At 57.1% G+C, this 13,316-nt stretch carries 11 protein-coding genes and 2 pseudogenes; 7 read left to right on the top strand and 6 right to left on the bottom strand.

Features of this window, described 5'->3' with window-relative positions:
• Positions 1 to 12 precede the first annotated feature (12 nt).
• Positions 13 to 768 (top strand): IS21-like element ISPsy14 family helper ATPase IstB, encoded by a 756-nt coding sequence (gene istB, locus RGV59_RS24160; protein ID WP_057711072.1) that lies wholly within the window; start codon positions 13 to 15, stop codon positions 766 to 768.
• A gap of 119 nt (positions 769 to 887) precedes the next feature.
• Here the strand turns inward: istB and RGV59_RS24155 are convergent, their stop codons facing one another.
• Both RGV59_RS24155 and RGV59_RS24150 read right to left on the bottom strand, forming a co-directional pair.
• Positions 888 to 2,291 carry a surface-adhesin E family protein gene (locus RGV59_RS24155; protein WP_126587374.1) on the bottom strand — a complete coding sequence of 468 codons (1,404 nt, stop codon included), beginning with the start codon at positions 2,289 to 2,291 and terminating at the stop codon, positions 888 to 890.
• Between the two features lie 85 nt (positions 2,292 to 2,376).
• A complete protein-coding gene (locus tag RGV59_RS24150; RefSeq protein ID WP_173677844.1) occupies positions 2,377 to 2,928 on the bottom strand; it encodes a hypothetical protein in 552 nt (183 codons plus the stop codon).
• A 109-nt stretch (positions 2,929 to 3,037) separates the two neighbouring features.
• On the opposite strand from RGV59_RS24150, the pseudogene fabI reads away from it, so the two are divergent.
• Positions 3,038 to 3,436 (top strand): annotated as a pseudogene (gene fabI, locus RGV59_RS24145) (enoyl-ACP reductase FabI); the annotation flags it as partial.
• 44 nt (positions 3,437 to 3,480) lie between these two features.
• Here fabI and RGV59_RS24140 read toward each other — a convergent pair.
• Positions 3,481 to 3,588: pseudogene (locus RGV59_RS24140) on the bottom strand (MarR family transcriptional regulator); the annotation flags it as partial.
• 586 nt (positions 3,589 to 4,174) lie between these two features.
• Here RGV59_RS24140 and RGV59_RS24135 point away from each other — a divergent pair.
• The gene (locus tag RGV59_RS24135; RefSeq protein WP_046383012.1) at positions 4,175 to 4,354 is read left to right on the top strand and encodes a hypothetical protein; all 180 of its coding nucleotides are present in this window, start codon (positions 4,175 to 4,177) and stop codon (positions 4,352 to 4,354) included.
• 159 nt (positions 4,355 to 4,513) lie between these two features.
• Here RGV59_RS24135 and RGV59_RS24130 read toward each other — a convergent pair whose 3' ends face one another.
• Together RGV59_RS24130 and RGV59_RS24125 are read right to left on the bottom strand one after the other, a co-directional pair.
• Entirely contained in the window at positions 4,514 to 4,654 is a 141-nt protein-coding gene (locus RGV59_RS24130; protein ID WP_162231504.1) for a hypothetical protein, read from the bottom strand.
• A gap of 222 nt (positions 4,655 to 4,876) precedes the next feature.
• The gene (locus RGV59_RS24125) at positions 4,877 to 5,152 is read right to left on the bottom strand and encodes a hypothetical protein (protein ID WP_046385245.1); all 276 of its coding nucleotides are present in this window, start codon (positions 5,150 to 5,152) and stop codon (positions 4,877 to 4,879) included.
• Positions 5,153 to 5,744: 592 nt separating this feature from the next.
• On the opposite strand from RGV59_RS24125, the gene RGV59_RS24120 reads away from it, so the two are divergent.
• Positions 5,745 to 6,203, top strand: a complete 459-nt coding sequence (locus tag RGV59_RS24120) for an anti-virulence regulator CigR family protein (protein WP_082107743.1) — start codon at positions 5,745 to 5,747, stop codon at positions 6,201 to 6,203.
• Positions 6,204 to 7,102: 899 nt separating this feature from the next.
• On the opposite strand, the gene RGV59_RS24115 is transcribed toward RGV59_RS24120, so the two are convergent.
• Entirely contained in the window at positions 7,103 to 9,706 is a 2,604-nt protein-coding gene (locus tag RGV59_RS24115; RefSeq protein ID WP_126587375.1) for a cation-translocating P-type ATPase, read from the bottom strand.
• A gap of 684 nt (positions 9,707 to 10,390) precedes the next feature.
• On the opposite strand from RGV59_RS24115, the gene RGV59_RS24110 reads away from it, so the two are divergent.
• The 3 genes from RGV59_RS24110 (at position 10,391) to RGV59_RS24100 (ending at position 13,235) form a co-directional block, all read left to right on the top strand.
• Entirely contained in the window at positions 10,391 to 11,716 is a 1,326-nt protein-coding gene (locus tag RGV59_RS24110) for an OprD family porin (protein ID WP_026139991.1), read from the top strand.
• 408 nt (positions 11,717 to 12,124) lie between these two features.
• Entirely contained in the window at positions 12,125 to 12,838 is a 714-nt protein-coding gene (locus RGV59_RS24105) for a hypothetical protein (RefSeq protein ID WP_017846714.1), read from the top strand.
• A 127-nt stretch (positions 12,839 to 12,965) separates the two neighbouring features.
• Positions 12,966 to 13,235, top strand: coding sequence for a hypothetical protein (locus RGV59_RS24100; RefSeq protein ID WP_017846713.1), 270 nt, complete (start codon positions 12,966 to 12,968; stop codon positions 13,233 to 13,235).
• Positions 13,236 to 13,316: the final 81 nt, after the last annotated feature.

The raw sequence follows: 13,316 nt of genomic DNA, 5'->3' as shown, positions 1-13,316 counted from the left end.
AGGAGCACGAACATGCTGCCTAACCCGACCCTCGACAAGCTGCAAATCCTACGCCTGCACGGCATGATCAAGGCGCTTGGCGAACAACACGCAACGCCCGACATCAACGATCTCAGCTTCGACGAACGCCTCGGCCTGATGGTCGACCGCGAGCTGACCGAGCGCGAAGACGCCCGCCTGACGACTCGCCTCAAAGCCGCACGACTGCGCCATAACGCCTGCCTGGAAGACATCGATTACCGCAGCCCTCGTGGCCTGGACAAGGCGCTGATCCTGCAACTGGGTAGCGGCCAGTGGCTGCGCGATGGCCTGAACCTGATCATCGGCGGGCCGACGGGCGTAGGCAAAACCTGGCTCGCCTGCGCGCTGGCTCATAAAGCTTGCCGCGACGGTTACAGCGTGCGCTATCTGCGCCTGCCGCGCTTGATGGAAGAACTGGGCCTGGCACACGGCGACGGCCGCTTCGCCAAGCTAATGGCCGGCTACGCCAAGACCGACCTGCTGATCCTGGATGACTGGGGCTTGGCGCCGTTTACCGCTGCTCAGCGGCGCGACATGCTTGAACTGCTGGACGACCGCTACGGCAACCGCTCGACGCTGGTAACCAGCCAGATGCCGGTGGACAAATGGCACGCACTGATCGGCGATCCGACCCTGGGCGATGCGATCCTCGACCGGCTGGTACATAACGCTTATCGGATCGAACTGAAGGGCGAATCGATGCGCAGACGCGCAACGAAATTGACGGCGACAGAGACTTCAGACTAACAATGCAAGCCTGCGTCGCTGCGCTCCGACTGCCCGGCCGGATGAGCGTGGAATAGGTGGCCGGATGTTGGTGGGCTGGGTGGCCGGATGGCGTGGAATGCGCATTTTAGCGCTATCGTTTAGCGAACGCTCAAAATATGAACTTCATCACCAGAGAGCGAATTGCTCTGCGTACCCCATGCGAAAAAATAGCCGTAGTCAGCCAAATAATAAAATTTTCTAACGATTGCGTGCTTGTCGCCTTGAGTCGTGCAGCCCATTTCCTTGGCTTTTCCAGTCAGTCCAGCACTGAGCTCATCGGCGTCAAGTTCGCGCTTTACAGTGCAGTCGACCGCGTAGCCTTTCCCGTCGCCCCAACGTTGCTCAGCGCCGTGCTGGCGCCCCTGAGCGGAGTAACTCAGGAGAGAGCCTATGGGCATGCGCTGCCAATCCCCGGAAAAACTCAAGCTTTTGAGTTCATAGGTGCCCACTTTCTGGTCAAACGTAGTGATGGTACTGGCGAGCACAATCAACCCCCGCCAAGTAACTCTACGTATCTCGTACGCCTCACTGCGTACATCGACAACTACTTGCCCGCTCGCTGAGTCCGTGGTGAGGAAATTCTCTTCGTACACCAACGAAGCACCACCCTTGCGGGTGGGTGTCCGGCTCGTCGCAACATAGCTGAGTTTTTTGGCTGCCGGTTGCAGATTGAGGGCGTTGATTGCAGAAAGCATTGGCGTACCAACACTATATGGGCTTGGCACAGCACGCACTTTGTAGCGCGGTTTATACGTGGGCAGTTGCTTCAGTTGTTCAGCGCCGGCGCACAGCGTCTTGAACAACAGCTTGTAATCATCGCGGGCTTGCGCAACAGTCTTGACGACTGGATTCTGCGGGGTCTCACCGTCTATCACACTGTTAAATATATCAACGTCATAACTGGCCAGCCGACGAAACTTCTGCTCGGTGCAATCGACAGCATAGTGTTCACGCTTTTGGGCAGACGGCGTGCCTTGCGAGGCATCCGTCACTATTTTTTTATTGTCATACGCCCCCCAGAACAGCGTTTCCGAGCCTTGCTGTTTGATGCTATGCCTATCAAGCATCACCCATTGGTCATCCTCTTTTACGCTGACGACTCTCCAGTCGGGCTGCGGTGTCTCAGAACAGGCGTGAATGAAACTCGGGTTACTGGTGAGCCCTGAATAAAGGGATGACGTCAGGGAGCGTGCGCCCACGTACACCCCGTTTTGCCGATTGATGTAAACCCGCGCAAAGGGAGAATCAATGTAAGCGGCACGCAGTTGTGCCACGCTGCAAGACGCCTCCAATTGCACAACGGTGCGTTCCGGTTTTGCATCTGTTTTCGGAGCGACGAGCTGGAAATTCAATCTGTCTCCGTCACGGAATACCGTATCAGCTACCACAGGTTGACCCAGAAAAACGCCATATGCCTTTACCGCACTTTTGCTCAGCGACACTGGCTGACTAACACACCCCCCGACGGCTGCCATGGAAAGCAGTAACGCAATTCGTTGCACAGGTATTCCTTAGAGAAGTTCTGGAGTAAGCGCCGTTTTTCAAGAGTCATCTCGGTGCGCGCCGTATTTTGCGCGTCGTGACCGGTCATTTCGCTACCGGTAAAACCAACTCCTTCTGCCCTTCCACCGTCACGTCATAAACCTTCTCGCTACACACCGAGAACCCCTGCAAATCAAACTCCACCAGATAGGTCTTGTTCGCTTTCGGCAGAAAGCTGCGCGACAACGGCCCGCACTTTTCCAGGCTGTACGAGGTCCCGCGATCATTGCGCCAGTTCGCAACGCCTTCCACCACCGTCAACTGATTCGCCGGCACCAACGTCTCCCGGAACGGCCGGGCACGATAGAGCCCATGGGCCAGGCCCTTGTATAACCCTCGGACAAACGCCGGCGCCTGTTGCTCCAGGGAATCGTTGTAAACAACCCCCACGCTGCTCAAATTCCCCTCGGGCCCAGCGCTGAAGCTCACCTGCGATTCGGTGCTGAGCATTCTGAAAATAACCTTCGCATGGTGGTCGTCTGCCGTCAGTACGACCGGCTTGGGTTTGGCCGGCGGCAGGCCTTTATGAGAAGAACAACCCGCACCAAAAACAGCCACCAGGCACAACGGAAAGACCCAAGCAAAGGAACGACCCATAGATAAATTCAAACCCTGTTAAATGCCATGATGGTTAAGTGCGAGATAGCTTAATGCCATCACTTGAAAAAGTATCTCCCCAACCGCCCATGGGCCTCGTAATATTCCCGGTCGGGAGCTGATGAAGGGCCGCAATGGCAGCCTGTTGACCCTGTCTTACCTGGGCGCAGAACGCACCATGCCCAACTACAACGTGATGGGCATGGCCAAGGCTTCGCTGGAGGCTGGCGTACGGTATCTGGCCGGCTCGTTGAGCCCCGAAGGCACGCGGGTTAACGCGGTGTCTGCCGGGCCGATTCGCACCCTCGCCGCTTCCGGCATCTAGAATTTCCTCAAGACGCTGGTGGCCAACGAGGCGCAAACGCCGTTGCGCCGTAACGTCACCATTGAAGAGGTCGGCAATGCCGGCGCCTTCCTGTGCTCGGGCCTGGAGTCGGGAATCAGCGGGGAAATCATGTACGTGGACGGCGGCTTTAACACCACAGCCATGGGCAATCTCGACGAGTGATCGTCAGGCCGTAACAGTGCCCCATTTACTGGGGCGCTGTTGCGTCAAACCCCTTGCCGCACAAAACACTGCTCCACCACCGACTTGCACCACTGCTGTCCTTCCTGCTCCGACTCCAGCACAAAGCCCACGTTTTGATACAGCTTATGGGCGGCGACCACTGGTTCAGATATGACGATAAAGGTACCAGTAGTACTCGGTTCGCACATACGGCCCGCGAGGCTCTGCCTTACCTGAGCGGTGAAGCATTGGCCCACTGGGCCAAAGGGCCTCTCCCGGACACCAAAAGCTCGTAAACGCTTCACCGCTACCGTCAACAAGGGCGTCTTGCTCGCGCCATGGCCTAAGATGATTTCGTCAAGATGTGTCTACTGTACGGTTACTTTTAACGCACGGCTTAGCGGTGTTGGTGGATTTTAGTGCTCACCCTCTCCACGGAATTGCTGTAGCGGTCGCCCCGGGCGTCGATGCACATGGCGCTCAGGTAGATCGGCCTGGCCAATTTTCCCCGGCGCGACGCTCTTCAGCGACGTGTAATTGATCATGCCCTGGCGGCCGCTCGGGCCGATGTTTATTCGCGGGCACGGCTGAATCATTGGGCTGATTTGCAGTCAAAAAATTAACCCTCTCAAGCAATTAGGACGTTCAAGATGAAGCGCGCAGCAATAACCCTTTTGGCCATTTCTGGTCTTATTCTGCTTGGTGGTTGCGTGCCTATCTGGGACGACGGAGGACGGTATGGGCATGATCGTTACAGAGGGGATGATCATGGGCGCAGATACGACCAGGGCTACGATGACCAAGGTCGGGGCCGTGGGTATGATCGCCGATACGATGATCGCGGGTATGATCGTTATCACGGTCGAGATCGTGATGATCGGGATGACTGATTCCTTGAGTATCAGTGGCGGCCTATAGCGTTATAGGCCGCGAATTCGTCCGCATCGGATGTCGCTTGAATCCCTTCGAGTGTTGCCCGTCTACGCCGCGACAAAATCCGCTAAGGCCAGGGGCAAGGCAACCACCCTGCTGTCATCACAGAGGGCTGAGCGATATCCGATACACCGCGCTGGTTGATCAGTTTTCCTGGTTCGCCTCGATCATCTTTTCGATGTCGGTGGCGACCGGCTTCCTCCAGTTCTTGATCCGGCCTGGCTTCAGGTCGATGTTCAGGATCAGGTAGTCACCGTAATGCTGGGCGGGGAAGAGGTCCGGCACGTAGCCTTCATCGCACCCACGAACCTCGGCCACCTCGCAATAAGTCGCAGATAGCGAAACGCCCGCTCAGGGGTGGGATACGCATTCAGGTCGGGGAGGGCATCAATCGTCATGCTTGCGGCTCCAGGGGAGGGAGAAGCCAGAAGCGCAGCACAAGCAAGGGCGCGCGATCAGCCTTCGAGTCCCGCAATCCTCGCGTGACCCGAAGGGTGTTAAGCGCGCTTAGATGCGGATGATCTGGGTGATGTGCGGCTTACCTTTGAGGGGGGCGTAGATTTCTACGATTGCTGCCCAGATTGCTGGCGAACCAGGCTGCTGTGCTTTGGCGTGATAGCGATAGTTTGTGCCGGCGACGACCTGGGTCGCAACCGTCTCAGGGGTGTATTGCACCCCCACAAAGCCTTCCAAGGCTTCTTTGAATACAGCGTGGTCCTTTGGAGTCAGTTCGTGGTAAGCAGTCCATCCGCCAACACCAACGTAGTTTTCTTGAGCTGACATACTATAAATCTCCATATTTAAGTTCCTACTCGTTTGGCTTTTCGGAGTTCGCCCCGTTTATTGAATGGTTTCCGGAATCCATTTCCTGAGGGTGCTCCTGGGCAACGACTGTTGGTCGCAAAACAGATTCCTGGGAAGGCACCAATGCTTAACGCTTTGGTCGGGCAGGGTCAGCCATAGGCGCGCGTGCATGCCTGAGCATTTGGCTATGGAGGATGGGGTGGCGGTCACCCGCTTCAGATCCTCTTCCCTGATAGAAACAATTCACCAATGAGTGATGATTGCCAGACGTCCACGTCTTGTCCAAGGTGGCTCTGCGCATGAGGCATGCCGCTTGATGGCTTTAAGCTATCAAATACAAGGGGAATGTATGTACGTGTTTGGCAGTGCTGGGTGTAAGGCATCGACGATTGGTGAAATCGAAAGCAGCACCTGATCCCGCAGTTTTTTAACCTGGAGGGTGCCTAATCGGCGGTTATCGTTGGGTGCCACGCTCCGTTAACGGATGCAGCGAGTGGGATGGGTATTACGGAACTAAAACCTTCAATACCGTCTACATTTCAGGGAGCATTCCCTTCCGGAGAAGACAGTCATGTTTAGATCACGCACGCTTGTAGCTGCTATCTGCCTTACTTTGGCCGTTGGCTCGGTGGCTGCACTCGCAGACCCTGGCAATGGGAAAGGTCAAGGCAATGGAAAAGGCAACTCACAAGGTGGTCAAGGTCATGGCAACCAGGGTAATAAGGGGAAAGGTCCGAGCGGAGACGACTGGTCTCGCGGACCAAGCGTTGACCGAGGCAGCGTATTGGGAGTGCTCGGTGGCTACCGTGACTACTGGAGCCCAGGCCCTTCACTGCCACCCGGAATACAAAAGAACCTGGCCAGAGGGAAGCCTCTTCCTCCAGGCATCGCCAAGAAGCTTGATGGTCGATTGCTGGGCAGACTTCCACATTACGACGGCTACGAATGGCAGCAGGCAGGCACGGACTTGATACTGGTCGCAATTGCTTCCGGCATAATCTACGAAGTCCTCAACGGCGCCTTCGATTAAGGCGATAACGCTTCGACGATCTATGCCAAACGCCCGCCGCCACGCGGGCGTTTTTGTATCCGCGCTAAACGCGACCATGAGCAATCGCAAGGTCGGCTGTCTCAGGGGCTGATCGTAGGCTTGCTTCACGGCTATGCCAATGCACAAACACACCAAATCCATGACAACCAAACAATCCGGCGGGGGGCAATCGAACGTGTCTATCGGGAAAGATCAAGGCACATAACAACCATTCCGATTTCGGCCATGTCGGTACTGAAAGGGATTTCGCCCAGCGCCCTGAACAATTTAGGGCCAAAGGAAAAATGCCCAGAAGAGTTGGGTGTCAGCCTGCGCCAAAAAAGCAAAGCCCCGGAGGTTCGCGGCTCCAGGGCTTCTATTTTCGCCTCCATCCCTAAACGGCTGGCGAACGTGGTCGCAGATTATCAGCGGCCCCCGGATGTTTCACTACGACTATTGGCGATAGTGTTCGATCGGCAGCACGCGGGGGAGGGCGGAATGATTTCTGCAACCTTATGCGCCCCAAGATCGGCGCGGGCTCCAACGCATTCAAAAGTGCCTTGGTGCGGTAATTATTAGAATCTAACGTATTGTTTTAAAAAGTTACTTTGGACTCCTGGAAGCCAGTGAACGTTACTGGCGATTCCAGGGTTCGAATCCTGCCGTACACCTTTTATTAAGGCGTTGACCCGAGTGAGAGGTTCGCCAACGTGACGAGTCCACTCGCCGCGTTACCCGATAATGTTCGAGGGGCGAAGCACCCGATGTTGCGCTGCTGATCCGGTTTGCTTTTCCAAAGCTGGGAGCCAATCTAAGCGATTAACTGCTGAACAGACCTCGCCTGGGTTGCGACATGTGCAGCCCCTGGCGAACTCGGGGATCAGCACGAAAGGCTTCGCTCAGTCGCTATGCCCGCTCCTCATTCGTATTAGCCATTTCACGACTTCGAACCACATTACGCTCAGCGCGACGATGCCAAATGCGAAAAGTAGCAGTGCTGGCGCGGGTGTCACGAATGAGAACAGCTGGGTAACCGGCGGAAAAAACAGCGCTATCGCCAACATGGCCAACGTTGCGAAAGCGATCCAACTGAGCTGGGTGCCAAACGCGCCAGGCCCCACCCAGCGCGTGCGGCCCCATGACTTATTGGTATGGATCAGGGCGAGGTTGGCCAGCGCCAGGACGACGAAGGTCAGTGTTCTCGCAAGCTCATCTTGCTCAGACGCTACCGGCGCAAAGAACCTCATACCCGCATACGTCGCGAGAAGCAGTATCAGTAAGCCAATGCCCTGGCAGAGGCCGCGTATCATCACTGCGCTGTCGAACAACCGTTGCTCCTTTCGACGTGGAGGAGCCTTCATCGCATCCGGCTCAAGCGGTTCGGCCTCGAACACGACCGAGCAGGCAGGATCGATGATCAGTTGCAAGAACAAAATGTGCGCCGGCATCAGCACCATCGGCCAGCCGAAAAGCACTGGAAGCATCGATAGGCCGACGATCGGCACGTGTACGGCCACCACAAACACAATCGCCTTGCGCAAGTTGGCGAAAATGCGGCGGCCATAGCGCACGGCGGTCACCAACGACTCGAAATCATCATTGAGCAAAACCAGCGCGGCCGCCTCGCGTGCGACCTCGGTGCCACGCGCACCCATCGCAACGCCAATATCGGCTGCCTTCAGCGCAGGCGCGTCGTTGACACCGTCGCCGGTCATGGCGACGACATCACCCTGTGTACGGAACGCGCGTACCAGGCGCAGTTTCTGCTCTGGCTGAACACGGCAGAAGATCTGCGTGGTGATCAGTCGTGCGGCCAGTTCAGAAACGTTCAGCGTGGACAGTTCGGTTCCCGTGATCACCGGCGCATCGGTGCCCAGCCCGGCCTGCCTGGCGACCGACATCGCTGTGGCCGGGTGGTCGCCCGTCATCATCACCACACGGATGCCTGCGGCCCGGCACTCGGCAATAGCCTGCGGCACATCTGGACGAATCGGATCTTCGAGCCCGACCAATCCTAGAAACCTGAAGTCGAAGTCGTGCTGTAAACCGGGCAATACCTCGGCGGCGAAGGTCGCCTGTGCGACGCCGAGAACGCGAAGGCCGTCTGCCGCCATCGCCAGCACCTGAGCCGCAATGCGCGCGCTGCGAACGGGATCCATATGGCACAAATCGACGATTGCCTCGGGCGCTCCCTTTGCGGCAATGAGTCGCTCTCGTTGATTCGGTGATTGCCAGACCCGCGACATTGCCAGCATCTGGGGTGACAAGGGATAGTCGTCGATCAGGGTCCAGTCGGCGTGAAGGTGCTCGGTGAGCGCCAGCAGGCTCTGCCCGGTCTCGCCGATGGCCGACTCCATCGGGTCGAAAGCACGGCGGTGGCTGGCGAGAACCGCGTACTCAAGCACACCATGGAGCGCCTCCTGCAAAGGCATGCCGCCGTCAGTACCGTCCCTGGCGACTTCATACTCAGCCTCCTCGGACCAAAGGCGCCTGACCGTCATTCTGTTAGCCGTCAGCGTACCGGTCTTGTCGACGCATAAGACGGTGGTCGCACCGAGCAATTCGACGGCAGGGATGCTACGCGCTAACACCTTCTCACGGGCGAGTCGCCAGGCGCCGAGGCCTAGAAAGAGCGTCAGTACAACCGGCAACTCCTCCGGTAGGATTGCCATCGCCAGCGTCAGGCCCGCCAGCATCCCATGCAGCCAGTCACCGCGCAGCAGCCCGAAAGCGATAGCGAGCGCCGCCGCCAGCGCCAGGCCTATGACAGCGACCCGCTTGACCACACGACGCGTTTGCTGTTGTGTCGGGGTGGGTTCCACCTCGATGTCCGCCAGTGACTGGCCAATCCGGCCCAGCGCACTGCGCTCGCCTGTGGCGGTGACACGTCCCTGGGCGGTGCCGCACGTGACCAATGTGCCTGAAAATGCCTGCGCAAGGGCCGTATTCATTGGCGGCGGCGCTGGATCACCAAGTGTATGAGACTGCGACGCGACCAGCTTGCTGACTGGCATGGATTCTCCGGTCAGCAAGGACTCATCAATTGATAGGTTGGCGCATGTTGTCAGTAGCAGGTCAGCGGGTACGCGATCGCCTTCAGCCAGCATCACAACATCGCCAACGACCAGGTCCCGCGCGGGAACGCTGCACTCCTTACCTTCCCTTAGCACTTTAGCCCTTGGGCTGGAGAGGTCCCGCAACGCATTCAGGGAGCGTTCACTGCGTCGCTGTTGGACAAAGCTGATGCTCATCACGACGAAGACAAAGCCCAGCAACATCAGGGCTTCCTGGACATCGCCCAGCACCATGTACAAAGCGCCGCACGCGACCAGCAGGAGAAACATCGGCTCGAAGACCACGTCACACATCAGGCGCAAGGCGCTGCGTCGGCGGGAGGCGGGGAGTTCGTTCGGCCCGTCCTGCGCCAGACGTTGCTGCACCTGCGCCTCGCACAAACCCTCAAGCGGCGTCTGCGAACCTGAATGAGGTAGCTCAGCGTTCACAACGCGGCCGTTATGAGTGGGTGATCGTGACTCGAATCAAGGGGGGGCAATGGGGCAATGTGTGTCATCAGGTTCTGTACCCCCATGGCGCTGCGATACCTGCAGGCTGGCTCTATAGCGATGTGATGTCCTGCCTCGAGGCTTGTAGTCGTATCGACCTCGAGGCATGCGTCTAAGACCATCATGTAATCCGTCCTACAGGTACGCTAGCACAACGTTGCTTTAAATATTGCGGCATTCGCCGCTCTCGATAAGGGAGCCCCAAGAACGCCTGAATCAGTTTGGCCCTTTGCGGATATCCAGGCTCAGAGCGTGCCGTTTTCATCGTGCAGTTGGGACTTTAGATGTATGCGAAACATCGATGTCCAGCTCATTTCACGCGTCCGGCTGTCTTGTATAAACCTGAATTGTTACAGAAATGGAAAATTACTTTCACGGGAAACGAGGTCATTCCATCGGCGGGAAAGTGTTATAAGTTTTTCACCTTAGGCTCTGCCCTGTACTAAAAATAAACCGTTATAAAACGGTACCTTGCGCTGCGCAGTCAATGCGTTGCGACTTAGAAACCTTCTCATCTGCCATCGACTTATGACTCTTCGCTTTTGACCGCCTGACTTCAGGGGAGACCCTGCTGACTGTGCGTTGAGAGACGAGGCAGCTCTATTAAAAACAGGGGAACAAACAATGTCTTTTAAGTGGAATTTGGTGGCGCTGACGGTCTCGCTGGGTGCTAGTCAACTAGCGTCAGCCGCGGGTGTGGAGGACCAGGCGACTGCCAAGGGGTTTGTTGAAGGCAGTAGTTTGAACCTGCTGCTTCGTAACTTTTATTTTGATCGTGACGGTAAGAATTCGGCGGGTGATAAACAGGACTGGTTGCAGGTGATACAAGGCAACTTCTCCTCCGGCTTCACCCAAGGCACCATCGGTTTTGGTGTAGATGCTTACGGATACTGGGGCGTGAAGCTGGACGGTGGCAAAGGCAATGCAGGCTCTGGCAACTTGCCGGTCGACAGCAACGGCCGGCCGGAGAATGACTTCAGCAGTGCAGGCGCGTCGATCAAGGCACGGTTCTCCAAGACTGAACTGCATTATGGCAACTTGCAGCCCAACAACCCGGTCCTGGCCACGGCGGGTACTCGCGCCACGCCTCAAACAGCGACTGGCTTCAACCTGTTGAGCAGCGAAATTGAAGGGTTGAACTTTGACGCCGGGCACTTCACCAGCAGTAACGGTCCGACCACGACCAACAATAGCCACGAATTGTATGCCGGTTATGCCAATATACCGGCCAAGAGCATTGACTACCTCGGCGGTAAGTACACGCTGACCGATAACTTGTCCATGAGCGTGTTTGCCTCGGACCTCAAGGACGTCTGGCATCAATACTACGGTAATGCCAACTACACGATTCCGTTCACTGCCGATCAATCATTGAACCTGGACTTCAACATCTACCGCACCACCGATTCCGGCCAGTCCAAAGCCGGTTCTATCAACAACACCACTTGGTCGTTGGCAGCGGCGTACTCTTTCCTGAGTGCTCATACCGTCACACTGGCGTTCCAGAAAGTTCACGGCGACACGCCGTTCGACTATGTGGCCGTGGGTAATAACAAGTCGGGTGATCTGGCCGACTCCATCTTCCTGGCCAACTCGGTTCAATATTCTGACTTTAACGGCCCAGGCGAAAAGTCCTGGCAGGCCCGTTACGACTTGAACATGGCGACTTATGGCGTGCCAGGGCTGAGTTTTATGACGCGCTACCTCAACGGTGACAATATCGACGGCACGCACATGCCGGTCGGCAGCGCCTACCGTGCCTATGGTTATGGTGCTGACGGCAAGCACCATGAAACCAACTTTGAAGCCAAATACGTGGTGCAGAGCGGCCCGGTCAAAGACTTGTCGATGCGCGTGCGTCAAGCCTGGCACCGCGGTAACGCTGATCAGGCGGAAGGGGATTACAACGAAACCCGTCTGATCGTGGATTACCCAATCTCGATTTTCTAAGCGGACGATCGCCGGTCAAGCCCGGAAGACGCAACGCATTGACGGCCAGTTTCAGCTCTGCTGAAGCTGGCGTTTTTGTTTGTATAACGCGTTCTTTGTCGGCGGGAGGCTATGTCCGACGCTTGCCCTACAAGGTTGAGGTTCCCGTTTTGGCAGCCTGAACCTGCGGATCGTTACGCGCTTGTGCTGATTCGGGTGCCGACCGGCCCTGAGGTCGCTTTGTTGCGAAACCCACTGACATGCACTGGGCATTTCTCATGACCTTCCGGATGTTCTGTTGCCCAATCCTGCACTTTTTCGGATTTTTCGGATCTATCTCTATCCCAGCCATACTCATACTGCGTGTGGACATAAGAACTAGACCTGGTGCCGATGGATCATACGTTCCCGCCTCTTACCTGCCGATGGATGAACCGCCCGCGCTGGCTCGTCCTCGTGTTTCTGCTCTGCACCACCGCCTGCAGCCAGCAACAGGGGCGCGATATCGCCAGGCAATTCAGCAATGGCAAGCCTGATGAGTTTCTCCAGACCAGCGTCGACCGCATGGCCACCCTCGGCATGCGCGATAACCTGCAAAGCCTGTATCTGCTGATGAACAAGCTGTACCTGCGCAACCCCAACCAGTGGCGGCAGTCGGGTTACCTGGACGCGGTGAGCGCGGCGCGGGAAATCCGTTCGGCCATCGAAAACCGTCAACCGCTGCCCGCCCTGGGGGATCGTCGCGATCTGGCGGCCCTGAGTTACTCCTTGAGCCCCGAGTTTCGCGGCGATCGGGTCGGGGCGTTTATCTATGCGATTGGCAGCATGCTGGTGACTGCACATGGCGGGCGCACCCGGTTCTATATCTCTGACACGATCAACCCGCAATTCGTCAGCAACGCGGCGCGCAATATCGAAAAGGCCACCTGGCTGCTCAGCCAGCGTCAGGATGCCAATGGCGTGCTGCTGCTGTTTTCCAACGAGATCTCGGAGGAGGGCAGTAACCTCAGTTTCGCCGTCGAGTTCGGCAAGATCGTCGCGCGGCTCGACCTGCTGACCCAGATGCTCGATGAGCGCTACCGACGCATTGGCGTCAATTACGCGCAAAGCCTGTTGCTGATGAATTTTCTGCCGGTGCAGTGAGCGTTAGGGCCGTTGAGTGCGGTGTTTCCGTTTCCTCTGTAGGAAGTGCCCTATCTTGCACTGCACTGCTTGAAACGCCCATCTGTCGGCAATAGCCTCGGACTTTTCTTAAATATGAGGCCCTACCTTGGGTAAGCGAAAAACGGTTTGGCCCACGGATCGCGAAATCCGCCTGCGATTTATCCTGTTTGCGGTGATTGACGCCGCGAGTGCGCAAGGCGTCTCTGCCGAGCTGTTGTTACCGGCACACAAACTGCTGCAGGAGTCGCCGACTGAGGCGCAATTTCGCGACGCCCTCAACAGCATTCTGACGACCGACGAAATGTACGGTTTCCGCTTTCCGGCGGGGTCGGAGGCGGATGACTTCATGCGCGCGCTGGCGTCCGCCGCGGGCTAGGAGACAGGTGGTTTTTTCAGGGGCCGGGAAGGCTCTGCGCCTTGAATAAGGCGTGACCTGGCGAGCGTCCCGGTCTTCCCA

The organism is Pseudomonas sp. FG1 (assembly GCF_034313875.1).
GTDB classification, from domain to species: Bacteria; Pseudomonadota; Gammaproteobacteria; order Pseudomonadales; family Pseudomonadaceae; genus Aquipseudomonas; species Aquipseudomonas veronii.
This window is presented reverse-complemented; position numbering and strand designations above follow the sequence as displayed.